The sequence below is a fragment of the Acetonema longum DSM 6540 genome (assembly GCF_000219125.1).
Classification (GTDB): Bacteria; Bacillota; Negativicutes; order Sporomusales; family Acetonemataceae; genus Acetonema; species Acetonema longum.
Genome location: NZ_AFGF01000017.1, coordinates 35,540 through 59,316, shown reverse-complemented (window position 1 = coordinate 59,316; position 23,777 = coordinate 35,540). Strand labels below are relative to the sequence as shown.

Genomic DNA, 23,777 nt, shown 5'->3' with positions numbered 1-23,777 from the left:
CAAGTTTTTTTCCGAAACTTTACGCTTTTTCTCCGGTGAGGCGGTACAAAATTTCGTAATATGCTTCTTCCACATTGCCCAGATCGCGGCGGAAGCGGTCTTTGTCCAGTTTTTCTTTCGTAACTGAATCCCAGAAACGGCAAGTATCCGGCGAAATCTCGTCTCCCAGCAGGACCTGGCCGTTATGAAGGCCAAACTCCAGTTTAAAATCAATGAGCTCCAGATTTTTCTCTTTGAGATATCCGGTCAGGATCTGATTAATCTTCAGGGCATATTCCGACATCCGGGTAATCTCGTCCTCGCTGGCCAATCCCATGGCTTTGATGTGGTAATCGTTGATCAGGGGATCGTTGAGCTCGTCATTTTTATAGTACATTTCCAGAACCGTAGTCGGCAGTTTGCGACCTTCTTCCCAACCGATTCTCTTGGCCAGGCTGCCAGCGGCAATATTGCGGACCACCACTTCCACCTGAATGATTTTCAATGCCTTTACCCGCATTTCCCGGTCGCTTACCCGATGGACAAAATGATTGGGAATGCCCTTCCGGGTTAATAATTCAAAGAAAAATGACGATATTTTGTTGTTCAGGACCCCTTTATTCATGATGGTGCCGCGTTTGACCCCGTTAAAGGCTGTGGCGTCATCTTTGTAGTACACCAACAGTTCATTGGGGTTTTCCGTGGTATAAACCTGTTTAGCCTTGCCTTCATAAATCGGTTGTTTTTGCTTTTGATTCTCCATTACGCTGCCTCCAATTTTTTAAAATATTGCAGTGGTTTTTTTATATATTTGCCACAATGACCGCTTTTTGGGCCACTTCCTCTTCCATCTTCCGGCGATGAAGAGCCAATTTTTCTGTGAGCCCGGCGTCAGCGGCCGCCAGGATTTCAATGGCCAGCAAGGCCGCATTCTTAGCGCCGTTTATGGCCATGGCAGCCACCGGAATGCCCGCCGGCATCTGAACGATGCTTAAGAGCGCATCCAATCCTCCCAGAGAGGTGCTGTTGATGGGGATTCCGATCACCGGCAATGTGGTGTAAGCGGCAACGACCCCCGGCAGGTGCGCGGCAGCCCCGGCAGCGGCGATAATGACCTTGATCCCCCGCTCTCTGGCGCCGGAGGCAAATTCATGCACCTTGTCCGGAGTCCGGTGGGCCGAAGCAATCACTACTTCCCGTTCTAGACCAAATTCGTCCAGCGTGGCGATCGCCGGCTGCATTATCGGCAAATCGGAATCGCTGCCCATAATAATTGCAACTTTCATTTCATCCATCCTTCCACATTGTCGTGTTTCATCTACTAGGCTTTCCCGGATATGTCCATCTATGAGCGTCAGAAAAAATAAAACCCCGGCTGAGAAATTCCACTACAACAATAGCGAAACCTCCCCGACAGGGCTTTTATCCCTCCGGTGTGACGCCTGCCCGGCAGGCGCGCTTGCGACGCTTGGTCACAGACCATGGCTGGCATAAGCATGAACAACGCCGGTCATGCGGAACCCTAGACGCACTTTCACTGTAAGCAGGTAATTTATCATTACCTGTCCTAGCTTTTGGCCATATTCTGTACAAATCTATTCTAGCAGTATCTGGTGAATAGTGTCAATGAAAAAATGAACTTTTCCGAAGTATTTGTTTAAAATGTTCGTTTTTTTAATAAGTCGCCGGGCTCCTTTCCCATATTATAAATGATTACGAAACCGAATCGGAATGAACAGAAGGGATGCAGGGCTTCCACAAAGAAATTACATAAGAAACTACCTGCAATGAGTTAGGAAGGAGTCCTCTTCATGATTACATTTAAAACACAAGGTGTATGTTCCTCGCAAATTCAAATCGAAGTAGAAAACGGCATCATCAAAAAATTGAACTTTATTGGCGGCTGTCCCGGCAATCTGACGGCGATCAGCAAATTGGTCGAAGGAATGCCGGTAGAGCAAGTCATTAATAAATGTAAAGGCAACCGCTGCGGCAATCGCCCTACGTCCTGTGCGGATCAGTTAGCCATCGCCCTTGAGAACTTAGGGAATCGTTGAAAGGGACGGGCCAGCGTCTTTTAGAGTTTTTTACGGGGAACTCTCAACATCTGTCCCGGCTGGAGAAAAGCGTTTTTATCCAGGTGGTTCATCTCCCGGATCTGCCATATGATATCCCTGATATCCTCTTTGTCACCGGCCTGTCTGCCGGCAATATCCCATACCGTATCACCGGAGTAAACCCGGACGATAACGTAAGATTCTGATGCGGGCTCTGACGGAGCGGCATATACCACGCTAAGGGCAAACAGTAGCAGAATGAGTCCTAAGATAATACGCATATTATTCACTTCCTCAAACAAATGTTCTGCAATTACTATAGCACAGAACGTTTGTTCAGGTCAAGAAGGAGGTGGATTTTTTTCGAACTTGTGTTTGCCTTAATCTCGCAGACATGGTATGATAAGGTTGAGGTGATACTATGACTTCCCAGGCATTGACCGACAAACAAGAGCAAATATTAGCCTATATCAAGGAAAATTTACGCGCCAAAGGCTACCCGCCTTCCGTAAGAGAAATCGGCAAGGCTGTAGGTTTAAGTTCCAGTTCTACTGTGCACGCTTATTTAGAAAAATTGGAAGCTCAGGGGTACATACGGCGGGACCCCACCAAACCCAGAGCCATTGACATGCTGGATGAAACGCCCTGGCGGCAGAAAGACATGGTACCCGTTCCTGTAGTGGGCAGAGTCACAGCCGGGCAGCCTGTTTTGGCGGTGGAAAATATCGAAGAAACCTATCCTCTGCCGGCGGAATTGATCGGGCGCAATGACAATGTGTTTATGCTCACCGTGTCCGGCGACAGCATGATCAATGCCGGAATTTTCAACGGGGATTATATTTTGGTGCAGGAAACCCATTCGGCGGAAAATGGCGATATTGTAGTGGCGCTGATCGACGGCGAGGAGGCAACGGTCAAGCGGTTCTTCAAGGAAGCCAGCCGAATTCGCCTGCAGCCGGAAAATGACGCCATGGCGCCGCTTTACCCCGAACATGTAGAGATCATTGGCAGGGTGGTCGGCCTGTTCCGCCAAATCTAACGGGGACCGTTGAAAAGGGTCCTGGATTCGCGGCTGCAGACGGGTTTTCAAAAAGTTTATAGCTAACCCTAAAAATCAGGAAGGCAGCCGTATTGTTTTACGGTTGCCTTCCTTGTTTTCAGATCCTGCAGTCTACGCCGTTCTTATTGATCTTGCAGGCATATATCTTTTTAAAATCAAGGGCTGGTTTTTTGCGGCTGGAATCGCGGGATGCATCCTGTTTTCTGTTTTGAATTCTGCCTACGGCATAAAGGCTGTGGGCGGCATCGACCCGCCTAGCCGACAGTTCCTTTAGACTGACCTGACGAATCGCCCAATCTCTTGATTCCATAATAGCACCCCTTTCAACTGATTTGCTTTCTTACTTATGATATCGAATAAAAACCCCGAGGACTTTAGTCCCAAATTGTAAGAAATTGAATTAAACAGCAGCGGCGTGATCCCGGATATACGCCAAATTTTGCACCAGGCTGCGACGATTAACCAATTCCCAGTATCGGTTTAATGCTATGTCCAGTTCTTGGCTAAGAGCCAGAACATCGCTATCCGTCAAGCTTCTTTCTTGAATCATTGCATGTAATTGGCTGCGCAGCTCTTCGATTTGAACAATCATGGCACTTATCTCTCCTTCCTTGCATTCTACATTTTACACCATATTCCAATTATTGAAAAGAGTGTATATTACGAAATTTTATTACATAAAGTAACAAATTATTACGCTGCTGCCACCGCGAAATACAAAAACACCCTTCAGCCGGGTGTTTTCTATATTTATCGCCCTTTTAAATATACAATTTGCGCCTCAGCCTTATCACCGAAAACGATCTCAATGAGGCCGAAGCTGGGAGAGCCGACTCTGGGAAAAGCCACACTGCCCGGATTGAATGCCAGCACCTGATCCTGCCGGAGGATATCCGCCACATGAGTATGTCCATAAACAACAATATCCACCCCATACTGCCCGGCCCACCAGATCAATTCGTCCTGGTTTTGTTTCACCTTGTAACGATGGCCATGGGTCAGCCAGATCTTTTTGTCCAAAGCATTCATGAATTCGTCCGGTCTGACCTGGGCAGAACCGTCGCAGTTGCCGGCCACGGTGATAACCGGAACAGATGCAATTCTGCCCAAAAATACGGCATCCTGACAGTAATCGCCGGCATGCAGCCATAAATCGACCTGACCGGCTCTGGCCGCAGCCTGACGGATGGCATCCTTGTCGCCATGAGAATCACTCATGACACCGATTTTCATGGCCGATACTCCCGCAATTGGCCGGCCATCCGGCCAAGGGCCCGAGCCCGGTGACTGATCCGGTTTTTCTCGGCCAGATCAATCTCAGCCAGGGTTTTTCCCAAAGCAGGGATATAAAACAGTGGATCATAGCCAAAGCCGTTACTGCCCCGGGGCTGGCCCAGGATGATGCCTTCACAGGTCCCGTCGGCAGTCAGCAGCGTCCCCTCCGGGTCGATAAAGGCCAGCGCGCAGCGAAATCTGGCCGTACGCTGGCGGGCAGGAACGTTGGCCAATAACCCCAGAAGCTTCTCGTTATTAGCCGCATCCGTGGCATGCTCCCCGGCAAATCGGGCCGAATAGACTCCCGGCTGGCTATCAAGAACATCTACCTCCAGGCCGGAATCGTCAGCCAGACAGGGCAGTCCGGTCCGTCCGGCATAGTATCTGGCCTTCAGTTCGGCATTTTCCGCAAAGGTACTGCCAGTCTCCTCCGGTTCAGGAATATCGCCCACGTCCAGCACCGACAGGACTGCAAAGGGCGAAGCGGCAAGCTTAGCCGCAATTTCCGCGATTTTGCCGCGATTTTTGCTGGCGACAATAAGCTTAGTCACTTGTCAATCCACTCTCCCCACTTTCCAGGATAGAGTCCCCAGAACATCTTTTTGGTAGTCAATCAGCTGCCGGATACCGGCCTCTCCCAGAGCCAGCATCTCCGAGAACTGGGCATGGCTGAAAGAAGTTTTCTCACCGGTTCCCTGCACTTCAATAAACTGTCCGGCGCCGGTCATCACCAGATTCATATCTACCCCGGCCCGGGAATCTTCTTCATAGCATAAATCCAAATAGGCGGCGCCGTCAATAATGCCTACGCTGACAGCCGCAATAAAGTCCTTGATAGGAAAGGGCGTTCCAGGTGTATGAATTTTAGCCAGGGCATCCACCACCGCAATAAAAGCACCGGTAATCGACGCCGTTCTGGTCCCGCCATCGGCCTGAATCACGTCGCAGTCTACCCAGACGGTTTTCTCCCCCAGAGCCTTCATGTCCAGGACTCCCCGCAGGGAGCGTCCGATCAGCCGCTGAATTTCCTGGGTCCGGCCGGATTGCTTGCCTTTGGCCGCTTCCCGCACATTGCGCACTTGGGTGGAGCGGGGCAGCAGAGAATATTCGGCGGTGATCCAGCCTTCCCCGCCGCCTTTTAAAAAAGGCGGCACTTTTTCTTCCAGAGTCGCCGCGCAAATCACTTTGGTATCGCCATATTCCACCAGGACAGAGCCTTCCGGGTATTTCAAATAGTTGCGGCTAATGCGGATATTGCGCAGCTGGTCCGGCTGTCTGCCATCGATTCTATTCAACAACAATTCCCCCTAACATTTTTCCAAGACTCCCGGCAAAGAAATAAAGAGGATAGGTATAGTCTATCCTCTATCGTCTCTTTCAGTCAAAGTATACGCTTACCGTTAAACGGAAACAGAAGGGACGCCATAGGCTTTAGCCTCAGCCTGGGCATAATTTTTTATAATGACGATCGGCGTTTGCTGAGAAGCATTGCCAAAGGGATTATCGATCAGGATCTGAGCCAGCCGCTGAGGGTCCAGGCCGACAGTAACACCTAATACCGCCGCCCGCTTCAGGTCGTTTACGTCAGCTACCGCCGCCCCGTAGCAGCCCAGACGTTTTTTGATTTCTTCGGCCACGCTGCAAGGGTCCTGAGGACCGTAGACCAGATGCTTGTCAAAAGGAGGCATCGTGCCGGTCACATCATCGATCAAGGCCGCCTGTTTGCCGGCCTTTTCATAAAATACGCCGTTCTTGCCGCCGATTTTCGCCACCATGCCTTGCAGCATGGCGGCGATCAGGCGCCACTCCCCTTCAGCCAGCATGGCCGCTTCCATGCCATACGCACTGGATAAGCTGCCTTTTTGCGGTACAAAGCGGCAAAGTACGCGGGCGGAAAAGCGGGGCTGCATGTCTTCCGGCCGCAATATCCGGCCCTGGCTGATGGCCACAACGCTTTCCGCCACCGACACCACGTCATCGGGGCCGATATCCTGTTTGGCATACCGTTCGATGATGTCTACTATATTATCTTTAGGAGTTACGATTCGCGTGCGAACCGGTTTCAATTCCAATTCCATATTATTACAGCCCCCTTTCTTTTACTCCCTCGCCCAGGGCACGATGAATTTCATCAGCCGTCATAACCAGCTGGGCTTTATTAATGTACAGCGGAGTGCGGGCTACCACCTGATAAACCAGATCTACCGGCATGTCCACCATATCACGCAAGCCGGCCGCAATATCCCCGTTTTTAGCCGTCAATTCTACCGTCACGATCACGGCGCCACCTTTTCCGCGAGGTACAATCAGAGCTTCCCAGTATCCGTCATCCCGGGGTTGGGAGGCCAGGGTCAGCCAGGAATATACTCTTACCGCGTCATAGTATTCCCGCGGCAAAAGATGACGAGTATATACATCCATCAGGGTTCCGTCCTGGGACCCTGCATTCGTATAAGGCACCTCGCAGGTAAAAACGGCCTTTTGGCCGGTTAATTCCACTAAGGCAAAGTCGCTGCGCTGGTCAATATAGAAAACAAATTTAGCGTCTCCCTGCCGCCGAATATAGAGCCACACCACAAACGCCACAATCAGGATACAATCGATCAGAAAAACCAAAAAACTCACTCCCTAGCCTTCCATATCATATACTGCCGGCATGAATCTGCCGACCTCTATTTTCTCTACTTATTTCAAGCATTCGACATTAAAGTCCTGCTGTCGACAATACAACACTTATTGGGAATCAGCGCCTGTCAAATCCGCCTGAGCCACAGAGCGCAAGGGATCATAGTACTTTGCCGGCAGGCGGATGACTTTTCCCTTGCTGTCAGTAAACAAATTCTGGGTTCGTCCGGTAGCTAAAAGCAGGCCGTCAGCCTCACGGACCACCCGGTATGTAAACACCATCTTGGCCCGGGACAGTTCCGCCATACAGGTCTCTACCAGGAAGTAGTCGTCAAACCGGGCCGAAGCCTTATATTGACAGCTGACATCGGTAATGGGGAACACAATATCGTTCGCCATCAAATCCAAAAGATAAATCCCGGCTGCTTTCAGGTATTCCACCCGTCCCATTTCAAACCAGCGAAAGTAATTGGAATGATGCACTACTCCCATCATATCCGTTTCCACAAACCGGACTTTATCCCTGACTTTAATCATTGCGCTGCACCTTCTTTCACAATCTCGCTGATACGAAATACCGCATCTTTAATAACTGCGGCCATAGGCCGGGCATCCAGGCCTATGATTTCCACGTGATTCTGATTAACCGGCAGCAGCACTTTACGGGCGTCGCAGCCGGCGATAGCCGTCGCAATCTGAGGGGTAATCTCTCCCATCATGGCATTGGGAATCACGATACCGATAGGGCCTGTCACCAGGTCGACCTTGCGTATGGATACGATGACCGCGTTTTCGCCGGTGGCGCCCCGATGAGCGCCGGCCCGGACCATATTATTCGTGGCCAGGGCATTGGTGCCCAGAGCAATAATCTCCACTTTGGAAGCCAATTGAGCCGACAGCAGGGACACCAGCTGTACCCCCAGTCCGCCGCCCATGCCGTCAATCACGGCTATAACCACAGAAAACCCCTCCTCTTTTGCTATTATTTCCAACATTAGCCGGTTTATAAGCCACTGTACCGATTTGCAAGGTCATGGCTTATCACCTGAAAAAAACACACGCTGCCAGCATGTGTTTTTTAGTTTCCCTATCGATTGTATACCGCTGCACCAGGGATCACCCCGGTGTTCCGGTCCGGAATTTATAAACCATCCAGTGGGAACCAATCCTAGATTGTCAACATGCCTTAATCATTGTACTTTAATTCTTGCTTTTTTGTCAAAAGAAACCTCTGTTATCAAGCATAACGTCAAGGATGACTTTATCGGTTTCCAGCATGCCGGGATTACTGACCTTGCCCAGATTTTCCACCGTACGTTCCACCGTATCGGCGATAATGCCGTTGCTGCTGGGCACGACGACCTGCCGGCAGGCCAGCAAAGCGCTTTCAACTGCCGCTGCGGCTGCCGTCGACAGCTTTAAGGCGCAACCTACTTTGCCGCCGTCGCAGATCATACCAGTCAGATTGGCAATCATATTTTTCATTGCAGCTTCAACGGCCCGAATATCGCCGTCCAGCAGCCAGGCAATCGCGGCGCTGGCACCGGTCGCTGCAGCTACGGCACAGCCGCACAAGGCGGAAAGGTTACCGGTGTGGATTTTAATATAAACCGTTATCACGTGACTGAGGGCGATGGCTCGGATCAGCCGCTCCTGATGCGCATGAATCTGCCCGGCGACCGCATAAACCGGGAGAATGACAGTAATGCCGTGATTGCCGCTGCCGGCGCTGCTCATAATTTTAATGTTCTCGCCTGACATGCGGGTGTCGGCTGCTGCTGCCGTCAGCTTTTTCGCGGCAATGACCATATCCTCTGCCAGCAGGCCGTTTTTCACCATCTCGTCGTAGGCTGCGCCGATTCCCATCCCCAGTTTTCCGGAAATGCCCGCCTCGGCCGCCGCCAGATTCATGGTCACGCCGTCAAGCAAAAAGGCCAGTTCATCGACGGGAATTGCCTCAATCGCTGCCACGATGTCGGCAATGCGCACATCCCCGCGGAGAACGAGACGGTTATCCACTCTGTCCTCCGCAGCGGCATGACGACGATCCAGCAGGCATTGGCCATTATACTCCACCTGCACCACATTGGTATGACTGCCGGCAATAATCACCCGGGAAGCGTTGTTTTTTGCCGTCATGCGTAAATCAATCCACAAACCGGCCTTACTTTCATCCACCTGAACCTGTACCGCTTTTTGGCGCAGCATTTCTTCAGCCTGAGCCAATTCTTCGGCGGTGACGCCTTCTAAGACGGATAATTGGCGTTCAGGATGCTTTTTCAGCGCCCCTAACGCTGCCGCGATATGCAGACCGGTTTTGCCTGTGCCGGGAATGCCTACGGCAACACCGTTTTTGTAAATATTAGGATTAACGGTTACGTGAATTTGTTCCGGGCTGTTCTCCAGTGCCGCCGCCGCATAAGCGGTCGCCAAGGCAACCGCCCCCGGTTCGGTGCAGCCGGTTGTAGGGAGAACTTCACTTTTTAGCAATGCAATCAGCAGTTGATGATTCACTTTTTCTACCTCCTGTCACTCTTACCCGGGTATTTTGCAATTTTCATGCCGGATTTGATGTTCAGGAGGTATTTGATGAACCAACCGGCCTTCCGCGCTTGGATACAGGAGGTTCTATCGCCAAATCGATGAAAGGCTGCGAAGAACTCCGGAAGAATTTTTTCCGGGAATAAATACAAAGATGATAAACAGCGATAAAAATGATAAATTTATCGTTTGTTTATCATCTTTTGATAAACTGTACTCGCATCTCAATGTCAAACGTTACAGTCTTCAACCCTCAATCTGATATTTACGGATTTTCCTGTATAAAGTAGCTACGCCAATTCCCAGCGCTTTGGCAGCCTGCTTTTTGCCTTCCACACTTTTGCCGTAGGTTTCCAGCAGGCCGGTGATTGCCTGTTTCTCAGCCGGTTCTGCCCTTGCGGCCGGCAGCGCAGGCGGCGTGGGTTGCGTGATTCTGGCCGGCAGATCGCCAATATCGATCAGTTGGCCGGCAGCTCGGATGACGGCGCATTCGGTGACATTTTCCAGTTCCCGGATATTGCCCGGCCAATGATACTGCTGCAGCAGCTTGATGGCTGCCGGCGAAAAGCCGGTTACCTCGCTGGTATAGACTCGCGTATGCTTTTGCAGGCAATGCCTCGCCAGCAGCAGGATATCCTGCTGCCGTTCCCGAAGGGGCGGCAGTGATAGCGGATATACACTCAGGCGGTAATACAGATCCTCCCGGAACTTCCCCTCTTGGATCATAGTTTCCAGATTGCGGTTGGTAGCGGCGATAATCCGAACGTTCACCGGCAGCGGCTGGAGACCGCCCACCCGGTCGACGTGCTTTTCCTGTAATACCCGCAATATTTTCGCCTGGAGAGAAAGGGGCATATCGCCGATTTCATCGAGAAAAATCGTTCCTTTATCAGCCAGTTGAAATTTTCCCGGTTTACCGCCTTTTCTGGCGCCAGTGAAGGAACCTTCCTCATAACCGAATAATTCACTTTCCAATAAATTCTCCGGAATGGCCGCGCAATTAACGGCAACAAAGGGCTGTTCGCCGCGATTACTTTCGCTATGTATCGCTTTAGCAAATACCTCCTTGCCGGTGCCGCTTTCACCGGTAATCAGCACCGTGGAAACAGTGGCGGCGGCACGGCGTGCTTCTGCTTTAAGAACGAGCATCGCCGGACAATCGCCGACAATTTGATCAAACGAAATTTTAGGTAACCGCGAGGAAGATTCACGCCAGTCGTAAAATGAACGGAAACTGGCGACTACGCCGCAAATGGCGCCTTCACTGCGCATGGGAGTGGCATTAAACAGATAATGGTGATGCCTGCCTTTCAGCCAGACGCTGACTTCCCGGTCATGAAAACCAACGCCGCTGCGCAGCGCTTCCGGGATCGGCGTGCCGGGCAATACCTCTCCCAGGGTCAGCCCGATAACCTGGGAGGCCTTAACCCCCAGCATTTTTTCGGCAGCGTAATTGATACTGATAATCTTGGCAGTATGGTCAATGGCCAGCACACCTTCGGCGATGAAATTCAGCACCGTCTCCAGTTGATTCTTCACCAGCAGCAGCCGGGCCCGGCTGGCCTCTTCCACCGCCTTGGCGGCAATTAGCTCAGCCATCTTGCGGGTAAAGGTCAGGAGTCGGTCATTGGTGTTGCGCAATTCCGACTGACGTTCCCGGGAAAAGGCAATAAGGCCGATGACCCCGATGACATCGGCGCCAACCATGATCGGACAGCAAAGCTGGGCCAGTTCCTTGCATTCGGCCCGGCGATCGCAGGTGTGGCAGTCATCGAAGGTCGTTACGTCATTAACAATGTATTCCCGTCCGTTACGGAGCACTTTCTGATAGATCGATTTACCGGTGATCTTCTGACCGACCGTCTCCTGGTGCAACCCGGTTCCGGCAATTCGCTCCAGCTGCGAGTCAACAATCGTGACCTCCATTCCCAGCACACTGGAGATCGCTTCGGCCATCTGCTGGGCGGTAGCCTGGATTTGTTGCAAATACGACATGGCGCACCTCCTGTCGCGTCTGGATATATTCACGGCGGCTCAGCTTGCGGCCCCTGCGCTGGCAATAACAGGGGGCTAACACAACAAAGAGAGCTATGGCGGCTGCCGGTAGCTCCTCTGTTACCTTGCTGATATGAAACTCCTTCGCTTTTTGCCGGGAGAAATCCTGCAAGTCTCCAGACAACAGGAAAAGCCCTTCTTTGCAGAGCTGTCTAAACGAAAAGCCCTCCGCTAATTTTGCGAAAGGCTTAATTTTGCTATGTATGGTGCGCCCGGCAGGAATCGAACCTGCGCACCCGGTTCCGGAGTACAAAGAAGGGCTTTTTAGCTGGTTTTTCACTGTCTATCCAATAGCTGGAGGGCTTGATTTTAAGGGATTTTTACTCTATCCAGTATATGAAAAACATACCTTCCATGACGTATTGCCCCACAAATTGCACCACAAAATTAGAGGACTAAATCCACGGACACTACTTTAGGCATGGTATACTTCCTTGCCATATCTGCAACAGGTGTATACAATATTTCGACCGCAAACCTGAAACGAAATCATTGTGATGATCAATATTCTATTAAATTAAATGTTTTTTTATATTTCTTCCTATCTGTCTTTTCCCAAGACTGTAAATGTCCTGGAGCAATATCGAAATAATTTAGTATAGAGTTTAATACTATTGTGAGCATGTCATCAATTGGATCTGACTTAAATGTGCTGATATATGACTCATACCCCTCCCACTCATCGACAAAGATAATATCACCATGCGCGACATCACAACGCAATTTATATAAACGATTTGCTTTATCATTTATTAAATGATCTTCATTGTTAAGTGCCAATTTTATACCGGCTTTAAATGACTTACCTACTACACCATTTACCCCAAATAGTGCATCAACTATCATAAAGAATTTAAGTAATCTATCCAAACCCGTGCTTATGATAGCATCCGGCAGAGTAAAGGCAGCTACCCGCATTCGATTCCTAAGATGTATATCTGACAAAAGCATAGCATTATACCAGCGATCTACCTCTGAAAAAATATGACAAGGTATGCAAATTGGTTCAATCAGTGATGGAAAAATTGGTGTTAACTGTGTATATGTTAAGCCAAAGCCTGTAGGAGTAGACCTATCAGGAAAATACAAAATATAATCATCTTCGAGTCTGGAACTTTTTAATATACTAAAAGTTTTATTTTTTTGAAGTAGGCAAATAAGGACACTGACCAGTGTCCTTATTTCAACTGGAACAAGCTTTTTTATTTGTACAGTTGAACCTTTATATTCATATGAGATCCAGCTTGTTACTCCCTCGGGAAAACCTAGCAATTTATTGGGGTTATATAACAAATTGCCCGTAGACAAATTGAAAAGTGACGCATCAACAAACTGATTTGAATATGACTTCCAAAATTGGAGATCATTCGAATCCAGTATTGATAATCCATTTTTAAAACATAAAGTTGATTCGACTTTAACATTGCATAATGGATATAAAATCAAGCATTTAACCTCGCCGTTAGCAGGAAGTGGTGAATACATATTAAATTCCCTCCGGGCATGATTACTGCTTTTTACGGTTTATCCAATAAATTGCATTCTTGCTTGACTACCATATTGCCCTAATATAGAATGGATGTAAAGTACCCTGTTATATATTTTTTTTACATAGGAGGTAAAGGAAATGTTGAATGCGGCATTCAATATCATTTCTGTCTCGGCCATGTTTACGTTGCTTTGGACCTCTAGTGTGATTCTTATAACAGCTTGCTGGATGATAATTCGCAAGATATTGAGGATTTCGGTTAGCACAATTACAGTTCGTAGAATAATTTGGATTGGATCTGTTGCGATATTATTAGCGCTACTCGCTAATGGGAATATTCAAATCAATTCTCCTTATTCTTGGTGATTTTCTTCAGCCCTGTCTTCTTTTTCAAACTGATCTGAAATTGAAGTTACCTGCAGGCGTTCCGTCCTTGGATCCTTTATTTTTGAGCGCTCTATTATCTCTTTAAGCTTTTTTTCGTTATATGGATGGTTGTCATCATATGTAGCATTAACTTTATTAACTGTTTCTATCAAATGAGGCAATCCTTTTGTTCCCAGATCAACTTGCGCATCAACTCCAGATTTATTCTTATATTTAAAACTAACAGACCCGCCAAATAATCCTATTACAACAAGTGCAACCAAAGCAATACTAAACGGCTTACCATATTCTTCTTTTACCCCTGGCGATTGAACATTAATGCGCAATTTAATATCAGCTTCATTAAATTCTACATTAAGCTCTTTTGCTATAGTTTGGGCCCTGTGTATTACCCCAGCAATAAATGTAGGCATATCAAGAGCTCTTTGTTCATCTTCCGATGTAATACTTAGGGTAAAGTGAGCGTGTCCATTTTTTATATAAAAACTATTCATTATCCTATCAATAAATGGAGCATATTCATCTGCTACAGAAATAGCATGTTGATTACGTAGAAATTGATATAAGTGCGGGTCAATACGGTATTTTTCAATCCCTTTTATCCATGTTACGGAACGCTTTCTAATAAAGGGACATGCATCATCTAAGATATCGTCCTCTGACAATCTTCGTTCTTCAACATCACCCGTGATTAAACCAAAAGCTAGCACTTCATTTCCCTTTTTGGGTATTATGACGATATCACCAGGCTTCATTTCTTGACAAATCGTCGAATCTGATTAATAACTCTCATAGGATGCGCTACTTCTGGATAATGCCTCTCAATTAATGCAGTAGCCTCTTCTTCTTTGAAGGTATTTGATACACACGGGATCTCGTTCCATCCTATCGCAATAAATTCATCCATAATAAATTCGTCATAATATTTCCCTGATTCAGTTCTAACAAACCAATATCTTTTCTTTGTGTCAACAATACTTGATTGTAGTCCAAGTGAATTAAGATAGCTAAGTATGGTCTCGACGGCTTGATCTTCCGTTTCAAAAACTGAAATTCCCGACATAATTATTCTCCCTTCGTATCAATAACGATTTACGGTCTACGATCTACTACCTACTACATAGTTTCACACTTTATTCCAATCTTCCTGCACGCAGTCGCTATTTCTTACATGGCCAATCAGTTTGACCCTTTATGCAAAAACAAAATAATCTCCCCCTCTCGGTGGGGGCAAAAGAAAAGGAGAATGATCAAAAATATAAAAGCCACAGCCTTCATTCGGCTGTGGCTAATCATCTGGCCGTTGCACAAATAGCAACGGCCACAGGGGTATTCTGTTGCTATCCCTAAGACTTATGATGAATTGCCTCTCGGTTAGAGGGCTAAACAGCTTGATATTACCTCTACTGCCTTGTCCTGATTGTCCGGCAGCAGGTGGGAATAGGTGTCCAGTGTCATCGAAATAGTCGCATGTCCCAGCCTTTCCTGTACTATCTTTGGGTTTACCCCTTTGAGCAGCAATATGGTTGCATGGGTATGCCGCAAATCGTGAAAGGTAAAGGTATCCTCTATGCCGGCCTTCGCCAGCAGCGATTTATATTTCCGTGATGAAAAGTGCTTTGATTCGTAATTCTCTCCGTACTGGCCGCCGATAATCCATTGATTATCCTTGTACAAATTCCCCATGAGGTTTTTATCCCAGCTCTGCCGCTTCTGGTGTAAAGATAGGACTTTGAGCAAAGCATCATCTATCAGTATCTTCCGGCCCTTGCCCGTCTTGGGATCTTCAATCTTCATGCCCTTACTGGTACTTACCCAGGCCCTTTTAACAGTAATGATTTTCTGCTCGTGGTGAATATCGTCCCACTTCAACCCCAGAACTTCCCCCAGCCTCATACCGGTATTCAAGGCGATAGCTACGGCCACATATGTATCATAATCGGCGGCGGTGGTTGATGTTTTCCGCTTCTGACCTGCTTTTACCTGTGATACTTCCGCTGCATCCTTCTTGGCTATCTGCAAAAGTGTGTTGGCCTGATCTGCGGTCAATGGCTTTATTTCTCGCATTTTCTCCAGTCGTGGAGGGTCAGTAAGCTTTACTGGATTCTTTAGCAGCAGGGAAAGCTTTATGGCCTTGTCCAGCGCCATAGAGAAAACTCGCCGGGTATTTCGTATTGTGAGTGATGATAGCCCCTTGCCCTGCCTCCCGCCGTTCTCCCCCATTTCATTAAACACCCGCTGCACATCAGCCACCGCCAGCTTTTTGAGCAGTACATCTTTGAATTTCGGCTTGATGTATGACTTTATGCAGCTTTCGTATTTCTCATAGGTTTTGGTTCTTACCCTCGGTTTCACGAAGTCAGCCAGCCACCGATCAAGCCAGACGCCTACCGTCAATTTATCCGCTTCCGGCAGCAGGCCATCCTCCAGATTATCAAGAAACTCCTTTTTCTTCCGGTTAACCTCCTTTTGGGTTTTACCGGTAAACTTCTTTCTTTTGGGCTGTCCGCCAGCGTCTTTATAAGGAGCCTGAGCTTCCCAGCGTTGCCGGGCCTCGTTATAATAGGCTGTCCCTTCGCCGTTTGATCTTCTGCCTGCCATATGCCATTCACCCCATTAAGTTACTTTTAATATCCGTTTCCCTCGGAAAGCCTGCAGCCTGCAGTTAGGAGAGCAATATTTCTTTCCCTTGACCGCCGGGAAGGGCTTGCCGCACTGAGGGCAGATAGTCGGTTCCTCTTCCGACTGCCGTTCCTCCTCGGAAACGTCTAGCACTGCATCAGGCGTTTCACTCGTTTCACGCCTGGCTGCTATCGTTTCATTTTTTATAGTGTCAACAACGTCTACCCGCCAGGCAGTAAGTATCTGCCCCAGGTAAAGCACTAATACCAAAGTGCCGAATACCAGCACCTTAAACAAGCTCTCCGGCTGGCCGGTGGTCTCCGACAATCCCCTAAACAGGCTCTTAGGAGCAACGGTGGCAGCCGGGCTATTGGTGATACTGGCGGCCAGTTCCTTCTGTTCGGCGGTCAGCTTCTCCAGTTCTGCCATGATAGCTTCGATTGCGGCCCGTAGCCGGTTGCCGCCTCTGCATCCAATTGCCGGGTCAATATGTCCACAGTGGTATGTATCTGCTTATCCTGGCAGCGGCCATGTCTCTGCCGGTCTGCACCTGCTCATAGGCTTCTGCCCCCTGTGTTTAACTCAGCAGTGAAAAAGCCAATACCCGCCATGATCGCAAAAGCAACCACATACCAGCCGTAAAAGCTAAGCAGGGCAATCCCCTTCATCTGATTCTTTATCCCGCCCTGGCGTAAATACGCAAAGGATAAAGCCAGGTCATACTGGATAATGCCCTCTATGGTGATCGCTCCGATAAACAGGCCGGTCTTTAAAGTGGCGTCCTCTATAATCGCTGTCAATTCATAAATAACCAGAAAGCTGGTCATGGCTACAGAGGATATGTTCAGAGCGGCCCGGACTAAATTCCTCATGCCGCTGTCCCTCCTTAGAGCAGCGGCGGGGATAATCCCCGCCGCCATTTTACCTTTAGTGAGCCAGTTGTTATGGCTGTTCCGGACTGTTTTTTCTCATACGCGCCATAATGGAAAGCGCAGAATGAACGCCCTGCAGGAAAGCCTTTTGATATTCTGTGTATTCCGGTTTCAGCGCTGCAACAAGATCATCTGCGTAGCAATGCCTTGCCACAATCGACAGCAGTTGATCAAAGATTTTCATCCGGCGCTGTGTAACCCATTCGCCTTGCGGTTCTAAAATAAGCGGCGGTCTGCCTTCCTTGCCGCACCGCTCGCAGGTAAAAGTAAGCTTTACGCTATGGCACAGGACAAGGTCTGATCTGCACCATCCGACTTGCAGAGGTTGTTCACAGTGGGAACAGAAGATTCTTGATGGAAACATCACGCCAGTATCCATACTTCTCCCTCCATAAATCAAGATAAGTCAGCCGGTTAATACTCACCCTCATTTAGCTGTATCACTAAGTAAAAAGCCTGCAAGATAACGCCATAAGGTTTTACCCTCATCACGCTATCCGGCAGGCTCCCGCACACAATCCGGCATTCTATTCTATTCTGGCCTTCTGCGGCCCTCTATCGCCTGAGCGGCAGCGCTTCACTGTGCCGTCAGGCTGTACAGTCTGTTTGATGAAATGGCTTCGTTGATCTTCCAATCCATACTGCCGCTGCATCCCGGCGGTAAGTTCCATGCCGGCACGGGCCAGGGAAAGCATTGCCGCATCAGAGGGAGTTTCCGGGTAACTCAGTAGACCGGCTATTCCGGATAACGTTTTTTGAGCATCCGTTATACACTTCCACAGCAGCTTTCTTTCTGTTTCTGTCATGATGCCGCTACCTCCTGGCTCATCATCATGTCATACAGTTTGGCTTTCAGCCGAATTACTTCCAGCTTAATTTCCTCGTGAGAATCTCTTAAATCGAGGTAATCCTGAGATATGTTAGCGTTAGCTTCCAATGCGCTTTTATGGGTTTCCTTCCAGCGGTTGCAGGTATCGCGCAGCGTGTCCCGCTCACGAATCACCGCATCCAGTTCCTGCTGCATCTTTTCTGTGGCCTGTTTGGCCTTTGCTTCAGCGATAACATCTATCTGACCGGTCATTGTGAACGCTGCATCAAAATCGATATTCTGCTCTGCCAGGTCAAAGGTTCCGGTAAAGGCAGAACCTAAATAGCTTTGTTCGCCTAAGTCAGCGACAATCTGCCGGATTTCTTCAAGGGCTTTGCGCTCCTGTTCCTTTGTGGTCATGTTCATTCCTCCCTCATTTTGTCATCCTTTACAGCTTGCCCCTGTCCCGCATACCTGATAAAATGAGGAATGACAGGGGTATTGGTAATGCTGTGCCTTTTGTCAATCCCGCCGCGATACTCTGCCAGGAGCCGGCGGGATTTGCCTTTACTGATCGCCCGGCACTCTTGGCACATGGTCTTTATTAGCCTCTAAATAGGCCGCCATAGCCTCAGCCATTAACCCGGAAAGGTCTTTGTCCATTTGTACTCCAAGTAATTTCATCATCTTTACTAAGTCTGAATCAACGTACACGGTGAATTTCATTTTTTCACCCATCGGTATAAATCACCCCCTTGTATGTAATTATAGTCATTTATGTATTTCTGTCAATATTTGTTTTATGTATTAACAGATTAACATAACGGATATTAGTGGACTTAATGTTATTTTTCTTCGTCTCGCTCCTTTATTTTCTTTAGCACATCCGGCAGCAGATACTGAGCTACGTCTGATATTGGCCTATCTTCCGGGTCATTGTATTGATCTATTACCTCCCGTTCACCCGTGTTTAGATTAACCTTGATAACTATCATTTTTCTCCCCCTTTCCGGTTTGCCCATTCATGGGTATAACTCCGAAAAGATTATACACCCTGTTCATCCCAAGAAGCTGGGATGTGCACCCTATGGAAGCAAATATGGTAATCAGTCTGCCGATCCGAAAGACATTCACTGCCCCTGTGGACATTGACACCTGCCCGGCCCAGGCGTAAAATGCATAGCAGAAACGGTTCCTGCCGTTGCCCCAGGGCTTTCCGCCGCTGGTCAGCGAAGGCAGGGTAGAATTACTTGCAGCCCGGCTCTATGGCCGGGTTTTGTGTTATCTGCTACCGGCAACAATGTCCACAGGGGTATCCTAGTTCAGGCCCCTTTAAATTTCTCATCCTCCATACCGCCGCGGGTCAGGACTATATGAGGCATTTGAGGAAGGATTAAAGCCGGAGATAAGGCTCCGCAGAGAGCGTTTAAACGTCCTTAGCCAGCGCAATGCCCTGCTATGTGCATCATCCACTGACTGCTTGCTTATGCCAAATCGCCTGCCTATGTCAGTAAGGGATTGATTGCCCCAATAGATAGCGGCCAGTACGTCCTGCTGCCGTTCGCTGAGTGGCCGCATAGCCTCCAGCAGTGCCGCCCTTACAAACAATACATATTCGTCATCCTCTAGCTGCAGGAAGGGCTCTTGGGAATGCTCATCAGCAATAAGATCTATCCGGCTATCCCCTTCACCGTCCTGTGCTAAAGGCTCATCCAGGCTAAAGGCAAACTGTGCGGCATCCCTCCTGCTCGTCTTTATCCCGGCCACTTCTGCAAATCTGGTTTTAAGTGTCCAATTCAGATAGGTGAGAAATTTGTATTCCCTTTCCGGCTTGTAATAGCGTATCGCTTCCAACATAGCCAGATACCCGGCTTGCTCCAAGTCCTCCATATCCGCCGCTGACCGGCCATCCAGATATTTAACGTACCAGTTCGCCTTTTTAAAAACAAACCGCTTGACCTGTGCCCATAGCACTTCCTCATATTCCCGCTGGCCTGCCTGTATGAGCAGGACTAATTCTTCGTTGGTCATTTCTGCCCTCCGCTTTGTCCCGGTTCTATGGCTACGTCTTGTCTCCCGGGGATTATGGGCATAAAAATCCTTTGGTTCTAATATTTGCTAACCCTTGAAGGTAACGAAAACCTTCCTCCTTACAAAGGGTGCTCATTAAGCGAGCACCCTTTGCCATTACTAGGGACGGCGTAATACTGGACTAATCATCTTTTTTCCGACTTGAATTTGCTAACCTTCGCAAAGGTTCAGGAAAGCCTACTCGGAGCTGCGCCTGCTTGATTAGCCACTCTTCAAAGGCTTTTGTCGGAATGACTATGTCCCTTCGACCGTTAAGAAAAGCCGGGAATGTCGGATCACATCGGCACAATTCCCGGATACGATTCTCTCCAAGTGGAGTAAGAGCGGCAGCCTCTTTTGGTGTAAGAGCCAGTTTCATGTTTGGCGGCAGATTATTCACAATATCACCTGTCTTTCTCCCTTTTCGCTTTTTGAGCGGCTATCCAGACGGTAAAATCTGCTTTCTCCACCCGGCGAGAATACCAATTGAGAAGTTAGGTATGCCCCCGGCGCCGGGGTTTAAATCCATTAACTCATATACCCGTCGGCGGGAGATGTGCAGGTAGTCAGCTATATGCTGAGCGGTTAGAATGTCAGGCAGTTGTTCTGCTGTGGCTATAGGGGCAATACCATTGGTTTCTGATAGCGTCATCTTTCTCACCTTTCTTTTACCTTTTAAGGACTATCATAACCATATTAGCCGCTTCCTTTACCAAGGCCCTGCCGCCACTTTATCCCCTCCTATTCACTCCAAGGCGTGTATTGACTCCAATCAACAGTAGTTTGCCCTTGTGCCGGCGGCGCGGGTTGTGTTTGTTGTGGCTGTTCAACCATTGCCAAGAGTGCATTAACATCTACACCCTGGGCCTGGAGTTCCGGCATTCTGGCTCGTATACCTTGTGCTATTTGCGCAGGAGAAATATTGTTAGACAATGCCTCCTGGATGTACCCCGATTCAACATCTTGTATGCTGCCTTGCGACTGTTGCGTTTGCTGCTGAAGCGGCTGCCCGTTGAGCTCCTGGGGCATGTGCTGACGAAGAAGGTTATATACTTCCGGATTTCCCTCATCAATGTAGGTCTTATTGCCGTAGATATCTGTGGTCTCCCGCCTTTTCGGGCGCGCGTTATTCAGCTGGCTAAAGTATTCGTTCATCGTCAGACTGCCCATGCCGGGAATGCTGATCGACTTAGTACTCGCATTATTACGAGCTGCCAGAGCCCGGATTCTATCAGTAGCAGCTGAAACATTCGCTCCCGACAGCCCCCTGTGAACCTCTGCCATCTGGCCGTCCGGGGTCTGAGCATAGGTCACATTGTAAATCTTACCATCCTCACCCTGTTCTTGCTGAGTAGTAAAGCTCTTGGCTCCAGCTCTTATAGCCATGGTCAGCATTTGGGTATCAGCCTTATCATAGCCGTACTGAGAAGCCCCTTTGTTGTATTTATTGGCAGCCGCCATAATCTGCCGGGCATCTCCAGACGAAAAAGCGTCGCCGAGTTCGTCCTGCGCCGTCGCTTGATATTGTTGCCGAACAGGAGTGTATTCCTGTTCAGCAGCTTCCATGGCCTGGCTTCTTGCCAGCCTGGCCGCATCTATCGGCGACATACCGGTTTTAATATAGGCAAGAGCCTTACCCCGGATATTGCCGTAATGCTTTTTCTGAAAGTCCTGCAGCGTTTGAGGTTGTGTCGGCTGCTGCGGCTGAAGATTGGCCGCCTGTTGGATCTCCGGCGGGACAGATACGCCTAAACCCGCTTGCGTTTGCGAACTGAAGGGGCTCTGATTAGGCAGACCGCCGGTATTCTGCCCGGCGCCAAGCGGCCCGTATTTCCACTGATCCGCGCCGGGTAAATCCTGTGCTGGTTGCTGATATTGTTCAGTTAGGCTGTTTACAGCTCCCCGGTCTGCATTTCTCTTGATTATAGCACTGCCGATATCTGCGAGGGCATTTGCCCATCCATAGGCCATATCAATCCCTCCCCTTAACCGCGAAGCCGTTTGCAAAATAGATATTCCGGCCCGTGGTTTTAAGGTCATAGACCGGCTCCTTGTCTGCGTTCACAGTAATAGAGACGACTTCTTTTATACCCCGGAGCCCGATGAGCTTTCTCCCGGTTAACGCCGCTGCTGTAGCATTTGCCAGGCCATCAACCGTTAGAAAAGGCTGTGTATCGGTAGTACCGACTGAGATTGTCTGCAACGGCTCTCCGGCTTTACACTGCTTTTTCGCGTTGACAAAAACATAATTATTCGGCGATATGCAAGGCTCCATCACTTCTATAACTTCTTCAATACAAGGCTTGTCATGCACATCCAGGGAAATAATCTTGTCCCCGACTCGGATATCCTTAATCTGCTTATCGACTGTCGGAGTTGAGATCACGGTTGAGCCGATAAAGCAGGCAATCGCTGAGCCTCCTTGGTTAGGCTGCTGCCCCAGGGAGCCTTGCTTCCATTGGTTAAAATTCGGCTGTTGGCCCATCTGTGCAGGATTCTGCGGCGTGTTATCGCTAAGCACTCCAGGCCCTGAAAAGTTGTAATCGTATTGCGGCTGCTGTTGTTGATTATTCATACCGACTCCCAGAGGACCTTGCTTCCATTGGTCGAATTGCGGCTGTCCTGATAGGCCCGCTCCCAGAGGCCCCTGCTGCCATTGGTTAAAATTCGGCTGCTGGCCTGGTTGCTGGTATTGTTCAGTCATGGCTTTCACCTGGCCCTTTTCAGCATTCCGCTTAATGATCGCGCTTCCAATATCCGCTATGGCATTCGCCGCGCCATAATGGAAGTTCTGCCCTTGCCGGGGCTGCTGCATTTGACTGAGCATCTGCAGGTATTTTCTTTGAACCTCAGTTAACCGGTTTTGATCGTTCGCCATTGGTATCGACACTCCTTTTCACTTTAACTATTTGGATCCATTTTATACTTGGCAATGAGCTCGTCAATCCTGGCCTTCCGCTGTTCAGGATTAAACAGATCTACCTGAATAGCACCGTGATCATCGTCCCCTACTATCGGCTGTGCGGCCTTGCCATAGGCCCGGTCTATTATTAATTCGCAAGCCCTGAGCCGGTCTGTCGGCTTTGCGGTTTTATCCTGCATAATGGCTATGACAGCCTCCAGCGCAGCAACGGTATGCGTCTTGACAAGCTCCTTGAATTCCTTTGGCTGTTTAGGCCGGCCTTTTGGATTATACGCTTGAAGATTCGCTAGGCTATTGGGGTTCATCCCGCGCTGGTATCGTGTTTTCGTCGTGTTCTCCGATTCAGCCATACCGGACACCTCCTTTCTGAGAACTACCTTTTAGGGACTGGGGAAACGGTAATGCTGTTTCTTTCTGTTTAACATGCACACCAGGTATAGTTTCCGCTGTTCTCTCAAATCTCGCCGTCAGGTCATTAATAACGCCTTCGCAAAATGTAAGGCTCTCATGTTCGCATAGTCCAGCGTCTTCTAATATGCGCCTTGCGGCTCTTAATTTGTCATCATCAAACGATAAGCCCACATCCACTGCCCCGGCAACATCCGGAGAATATTCCGTATATAGCACGCCATTAACTAAGAAAGCGATTCGGCAACCCTCAATTATGAGGAGTTCAGCCTCTAAAAAGGTTTTAACCCTTAGAGGATCTTCTTCACATCCCGCCGCCATGGTCAGTGGCCCATAGATTTTTGCCAGCAGCTTTTCCGCATCGGCATTTTTCATTAAAAAACACACCCTTTCAAAGTTTTTACTTGTCGCAAAACCACGTCATTACAGGATTCAAGCAGTTCACCCCGTGCTGGTAAAATGTCCACAGGGGGCAGGCCCCAAAATTTTAAGCGGTCTGGGTAGAGGAACAATCTACCCAGACATTGAAAGTTAGTTAACTTTTTT

At 48.7% G+C, this 23,777-nt stretch carries 32 protein-coding genes; 2 read left to right on the top strand and 30 right to left on the bottom strand.

Features of this window, described 5'->3' with window-relative positions:
- Positions 1-19 precede the first annotated feature (19 nt).
- Both purC and purE read right to left on the bottom strand, forming a co-directional pair.
- Positions 20-742, bottom strand: a complete 723-nt coding sequence (gene purC / locus ALO_RS02310) for a phosphoribosylaminoimidazolesuccinocarboxamide synthase (protein ID WP_004092441.1) — start codon at positions 740-742, stop codon at positions 20-22.
- A 40-nt stretch (positions 743-782) separates the two neighbouring features.
- Positions 783-1,265, bottom strand: coding sequence for a 5-(carboxyamino)imidazole ribonucleotide mutase (purE, locus tag ALO_RS02305; protein ID WP_004092439.1), 483 nt, complete (start codon positions 1,263-1,265; stop codon positions 783-785).
- A gap of 525 nt (positions 1,266-1,790) precedes the next feature.
- Between purE and ALO_RS02300 the strand changes: the two genes are divergently transcribed.
- Positions 1,791-2,036 carry a TIGR03905 family TSCPD domain-containing protein gene (locus ALO_RS02300; RefSeq protein ID WP_004092432.1) on the top strand — a complete coding sequence of 82 codons (246 nt, stop codon included), beginning with the start codon at positions 1,791-1,793 and terminating at the stop codon, positions 2,034-2,036.
- A 20-nt stretch (positions 2,037-2,056) separates the two neighbouring features.
- Here the strand turns inward: ALO_RS02300 and ALO_RS02295 are convergent, their stop codons facing one another.
- A complete protein-coding gene (locus ALO_RS02295) occupies positions 2,057-2,317 on the bottom strand; it encodes a LysM peptidoglycan-binding domain-containing protein (RefSeq protein WP_004092430.1) in 261 nt (86 codons plus the stop codon).
- Between the two features lie 140 nt (positions 2,318-2,457).
- On the opposite strand from ALO_RS02295, the gene lexA reads away from it, so the two are divergent.
- Complete coding sequence (gene lexA, locus ALO_RS02290) at positions 2,458-3,075, top strand: transcriptional repressor LexA (RefSeq protein ID WP_004092427.1); 618 nt, start codon at positions 2,458-2,460, stop codon at positions 3,073-3,075.
- Between the two features lie 118 nt (positions 3,076-3,193).
- Here the strand turns inward: lexA and ALO_RS02285 are convergent, their stop codons facing one another.
- From ALO_RS02285 to ALO_RS02155, 27 genes are all read right to left on the bottom strand, one after another.
- A complete protein-coding gene (locus tag ALO_RS02285; protein WP_004092426.1) occupies positions 3,194-3,406 on the bottom strand; it encodes a hypothetical protein in 213 nt (70 codons plus the stop codon).
- A gap of 90 nt (positions 3,407-3,496) precedes the next feature.
- Complete coding sequence (locus tag ALO_RS02280; protein WP_004092425.1) at positions 3,497-3,688, bottom strand: aspartyl-phosphate phosphatase Spo0E family protein; 192 nt, start codon at positions 3,686-3,688, stop codon at positions 3,497-3,499.
- A 158-nt stretch (positions 3,689-3,846) separates the two neighbouring features.
- A complete protein-coding gene (locus ALO_RS02275) occupies positions 3,847-4,329 on the bottom strand; it encodes a metallophosphoesterase (RefSeq protein ID WP_004092424.1) in 483 nt (160 codons plus the stop codon).
- The gene (locus ALO_RS02270; protein ID WP_004092423.1) at positions 4,326-4,922 is read right to left on the bottom strand and encodes an XTP/dITP diphosphatase; all 597 of its coding nucleotides are present in this window, start codon (positions 4,920-4,922) and stop codon (positions 4,326-4,328) included. Before ALO_RS02270 ends, ALO_RS02275 begins: the two co-directional genes overlap by 4 nt.
- A gap of 3 nt (positions 4,923-4,925) precedes the next feature.
- Positions 4,926-5,666, bottom strand: coding sequence for a ribonuclease PH (rph, locus tag ALO_RS02265; protein WP_004092412.1), 741 nt, complete (start codon positions 5,664-5,666; stop codon positions 4,926-4,928).
- Positions 5,667-5,771: 105 nt separating this feature from the next.
- Entirely contained in the window at positions 5,772-6,449 is a 678-nt protein-coding gene (locus ALO_RS02260; RefSeq protein WP_004092410.1) for a coenzyme F420-0:L-glutamate ligase, read from the bottom strand.
- A gap of 4 nt (positions 6,450-6,453) precedes the next feature.
- Positions 6,454-6,996 (bottom strand): hypothetical protein, encoded by a 543-nt coding sequence (locus ALO_RS02255; RefSeq protein WP_004092408.1) that lies wholly within the window; start codon positions 6,994-6,996, stop codon positions 6,454-6,456.
- 108 nt (positions 6,997-7,104) lie between these two features.
- On the bottom strand, positions 7,105-7,533 hold the full coding sequence (locus tag ALO_RS02250) for an acyl-CoA thioesterase (RefSeq protein ID WP_004092406.1): 429 nt from the start codon (positions 7,531-7,533) through the stop codon (positions 7,105-7,107).
- Positions 7,530-7,955: a DUF3842 family protein gene (locus ALO_RS02245; protein WP_004092405.1), complete on the bottom strand. Its 426-nt coding sequence runs from the start codon at positions 7,953-7,955 to the stop codon at positions 7,530-7,532. The genes ALO_RS02250 and ALO_RS02245 overlap by 4 nt, the downstream gene beginning before the upstream one ends.
- 259 nt (positions 7,956-8,214) lie before the next feature.
- Positions 8,215-9,510: an L-cysteine desulfidase family protein gene (locus ALO_RS02240; protein WP_004092404.1), complete on the bottom strand. Its 1,296-nt coding sequence runs from the start codon at positions 9,508-9,510 to the stop codon at positions 8,215-8,217.
- A gap of 273 nt (positions 9,511-9,783) precedes the next feature.
- Positions 9,784-11,532 (bottom strand): sigma 54-interacting transcriptional regulator, encoded by a 1,749-nt coding sequence (locus ALO_RS02235; protein WP_004092403.1) that lies wholly within the window; start codon positions 11,530-11,532, stop codon positions 9,784-9,786.
- A gap of 561 nt (positions 11,533-12,093) precedes the next feature.
- A complete protein-coding gene (locus ALO_RS02230) occupies positions 12,094-13,077 on the bottom strand; it encodes a hypothetical protein (protein WP_004092402.1) in 984 nt (327 codons plus the stop codon).
- A 357-nt stretch (positions 13,078-13,434) separates the two neighbouring features.
- Positions 13,435-14,223, bottom strand: a complete 789-nt coding sequence (locus ALO_RS02220) for a hypothetical protein (RefSeq protein ID WP_004092400.1) — start codon at positions 14,221-14,223, stop codon at positions 13,435-13,437.
- Positions 14,220-14,531 (bottom strand): hypothetical protein, encoded by a 312-nt coding sequence (locus tag ALO_RS02215; protein ID WP_004092398.1) that lies wholly within the window; start codon positions 14,529-14,531, stop codon positions 14,220-14,222. Before ALO_RS02215 ends, ALO_RS02220 begins: the two co-directional genes overlap by 4 nt.
- Positions 14,532-14,842: 311 nt before the next feature.
- Entirely contained in the window at positions 14,843-16,069 is a 1,227-nt protein-coding gene (locus tag ALO_RS02210) for a tyrosine-type recombinase/integrase (protein WP_004092396.1), read from the bottom strand.
- A gap of 15 nt (positions 16,070-16,084) precedes the next feature.
- The gene (locus ALO_RS02205; RefSeq protein WP_004092394.1) at positions 16,085-16,519 is read right to left on the bottom strand and encodes a DNA gyrase inhibitor YacG; all 435 of its coding nucleotides are present in this window, start codon (positions 16,517-16,519) and stop codon (positions 16,085-16,087) included.
- Between the two features lie 125 nt (positions 16,520-16,644).
- The gene (locus ALO_RS02200; protein ID WP_004092391.1) at positions 16,645-16,962 is read right to left on the bottom strand and encodes a hypothetical protein; all 318 of its coding nucleotides are present in this window, start codon (positions 16,960-16,962) and stop codon (positions 16,645-16,647) included.
- Positions 16,963-17,032: 70 nt separating this feature from the next.
- A complete protein-coding gene (locus ALO_RS02195) occupies positions 17,033-17,401 on the bottom strand; it encodes a hypothetical protein (protein ID WP_004092389.1) in 369 nt (122 codons plus the stop codon).
- 148 nt (positions 17,402-17,549) lie between these two features.
- Positions 17,550-17,828: a hypothetical protein gene (locus ALO_RS02190; RefSeq protein WP_004092386.1), complete on the bottom strand. Its 279-nt coding sequence runs from the start codon at positions 17,826-17,828 to the stop codon at positions 17,550-17,552.
- Entirely contained in the window at positions 17,825-18,250 is a 426-nt protein-coding gene (locus tag ALO_RS02185) for a hypothetical protein (protein ID WP_004092385.1), read from the bottom strand. Before ALO_RS02185 ends, ALO_RS02190 begins: the two co-directional genes overlap by 4 nt.
- A 147-nt stretch (positions 18,251-18,397) precedes the next feature.
- Positions 18,398-18,568, bottom strand: coding sequence for a hypothetical protein (locus ALO_RS22295; RefSeq protein ID WP_004092383.1), 171 nt, complete (start codon positions 18,566-18,568; stop codon positions 18,398-18,400).
- Between the two features lie 107 nt (positions 18,569-18,675).
- Entirely contained in the window at positions 18,676-18,825 is a 150-nt protein-coding gene (locus ALO_RS22290; protein ID WP_169313115.1) for a hypothetical protein, read from the bottom strand.
- 346 nt (positions 18,826-19,171) lie between these two features.
- Positions 19,172-19,861 carry a sigma-70 family RNA polymerase sigma factor gene (locus tag ALO_RS02180; RefSeq protein ID WP_004092381.1) on the bottom strand — a complete coding sequence of 230 codons (690 nt, stop codon included), beginning with the start codon at positions 19,859-19,861 and terminating at the stop codon, positions 19,172-19,174.
- A gap of 780 nt (positions 19,862-20,641) precedes the next feature.
- On the bottom strand, positions 20,642-21,871 hold the full coding sequence (locus ALO_RS02170) for a hypothetical protein (protein WP_004092377.1): 1,230 nt from the start codon (positions 21,869-21,871) through the stop codon (positions 20,642-20,644).
- Between the two features lies 1 nt (position 21,872).
- Positions 21,873-22,778 carry a hypothetical protein gene (locus tag ALO_RS02165; protein ID WP_004092374.1) on the bottom strand — a complete coding sequence of 302 codons (906 nt, stop codon included), beginning with the start codon at positions 22,776-22,778 and terminating at the stop codon, positions 21,873-21,875.
- A 23-nt stretch (positions 22,779-22,801) separates the two neighbouring features.
- Positions 22,802-23,173, bottom strand: coding sequence for a hypothetical protein (locus ALO_RS02160; protein WP_004092373.1), 372 nt, complete (start codon positions 23,171-23,173; stop codon positions 22,802-22,804).
- The gene (locus ALO_RS02155; RefSeq protein WP_004092372.1) at positions 23,166-23,606 is read right to left on the bottom strand and encodes a hypothetical protein; all 441 of its coding nucleotides are present in this window, start codon (positions 23,604-23,606) and stop codon (positions 23,166-23,168) included. Before ALO_RS02155 ends, ALO_RS02160 begins: the two co-directional genes overlap by 8 nt.
- Positions 23,607-23,777 lie beyond the last annotated feature (171 nt).

Bases quoted from the DNA above. Each gene is read 5' to 3' on its own strand.
- ALO_RS02235 (WP_004092403.1), bottom strand. From the start codon at position 11,532: ATGTCGTATTTGCAACAAATCCAGGCTACCGCCCAGCAGATGGCCGAA.
- ALO_RS22295 (WP_004092383.1), bottom strand. From the start codon at position 18,568: ATGGGTGAAAAAATGAAATTCACCGTGTACGTTGATTCAGACTTAGTA.
- ALO_RS02190 (WP_004092386.1), bottom strand. From the start codon at position 17,828: ATGACAGAAACAGAAAGAAAGCTGCTGTGGAAGTGTATAACGGATGCT.
- ALO_RS02200 (WP_004092391.1), bottom strand. From the start codon at position 16,962: ATGAGGAATTTAGTCCGGGCCGCTCTGAACATATCCTCTGTAGCCATG.
- ALO_RS02220 (WP_004092400.1), bottom strand. From the start codon at position 14,223: ATGAAGCCTGGTGATATCGTCATAATACCCAAAAAGGGAAATGAAGTG.
- ALO_RS02185 (WP_004092385.1), bottom strand. From the start codon at position 18,250: ATGACCACAAAGGAACAGGAGCGCAAAGCCCTTGAAGAAATCCGGCAG.
- ALO_RS02170 (WP_004092377.1), bottom strand. From the start codon at position 21,871: ATGGCCTATGGATGGGCAAATGCCCTCGCAGATATCGGCAGTGCTATA.
- ALO_RS02165 (WP_004092374.1), bottom strand. From the start codon at position 22,778: ATGGCGAACGATCAAAACCGGTTAACTGAGGTTCAAAGAAAATACCTG.
- purC (WP_004092441.1), bottom strand. From the start codon at position 742: ATGGAGAATCAAAAGCAAAAACAACCGATTTATGAAGGCAAGGCTAAA.
- ALO_RS02285 (WP_004092426.1), bottom strand. From the start codon at position 3,406: ATGGAATCAAGAGATTGGGCGATTCGTCAGGTCAGTCTAAAGGAACTG.
- ALO_RS02275 (WP_004092424.1), bottom strand. From the start codon at position 4,329: ATGAAAATCGGTGTCATGAGTGATTCTCATGGCGACAAGGATGCCATC.
- ALO_RS02215 (WP_004092398.1), bottom strand. From the start codon at position 14,531: ATGTCGGGAATTTCAGTTTTTGAAACGGAAGATCAAGCCGTCGAGACC.
- ALO_RS02155 (WP_004092372.1), bottom strand. From the start codon at position 23,606: ATGAAAAATGCCGATGCGGAAAAGCTGCTGGCAAAAATCTATGGGCCA.
- lexA (WP_004092427.1), top strand. From the start codon at position 2,458: ATGACTTCCCAGGCATTGACCGACAAACAAGAGCAAATATTAGCCTAT.
- ALO_RS02210 (WP_004092396.1), bottom strand. From the start codon at position 16,069: ATGGCAGGCAGAAGATCAAACGGCGAAGGGACAGCCTATTATAACGAG.
- purE (WP_004092439.1), bottom strand. From the start codon at position 1,265: ATGAAAGTTGCAATTATTATGGGCAGCGATTCCGATTTGCCGATAATG.
- ALO_RS02280 (WP_004092425.1), bottom strand. From the start codon at position 3,688: ATGATTGTTCAAATCGAAGAGCTGCGCAGCCAATTACATGCAATGATT.
- ALO_RS22290 (WP_169313115.1), bottom strand. From the start codon at position 18,825: ATGATAGTTATCAAGGTTAATCTAAACACGGGTGAACGGGAGGTAATA.
- ALO_RS02205 (WP_004092394.1), bottom strand. From the start codon at position 16,519: ATGGCAGAACTGGAGAAGCTGACCGCCGAACAGAAGGAACTGGCCGCC.
- ALO_RS02195 (WP_004092389.1), bottom strand. From the start codon at position 17,401: ATGGATACTGGCGTGATGTTTCCATCAAGAATCTTCTGTTCCCACTGT.
- ALO_RS02295 (WP_004092430.1), bottom strand. From the start codon at position 2,317: ATGCGTATTATCTTAGGACTCATTCTGCTACTGTTTGCCCTTAGCGTG.
- ALO_RS02180 (WP_004092381.1), bottom strand. From the start codon at position 19,861: ATGACCAACGAAGAATTAGTCCTGCTCATACAGGCAGGCCAGCGGGAA.
- ALO_RS02250 (WP_004092406.1), bottom strand. From the start codon at position 7,533: ATGATTAAAGTCAGGGATAAAGTCCGGTTTGTGGAAACGGATATGATG.
- ALO_RS02230 (WP_004092402.1), bottom strand. From the start codon at position 13,077: ATGTATTCACCACTTCCTGCTAACGGCGAGGTTAAATGCTTGATTTTA.
- ALO_RS02160 (WP_004092373.1), bottom strand. From the start codon at position 23,173: ATGGCTGAATCGGAGAACACGACGAAAACACGATACCAGCGCGGGATG.
- ALO_RS02260 (WP_004092410.1), bottom strand. From the start codon at position 6,449: ATGGAATTGGAATTGAAACCGGTTCGCACGCGAATCGTAACTCCTAAA.
- ALO_RS02300 (WP_004092432.1), top strand. From the start codon at position 1,791: ATGATTACATTTAAAACACAAGGTGTATGTTCCTCGCAAATTCAAATC.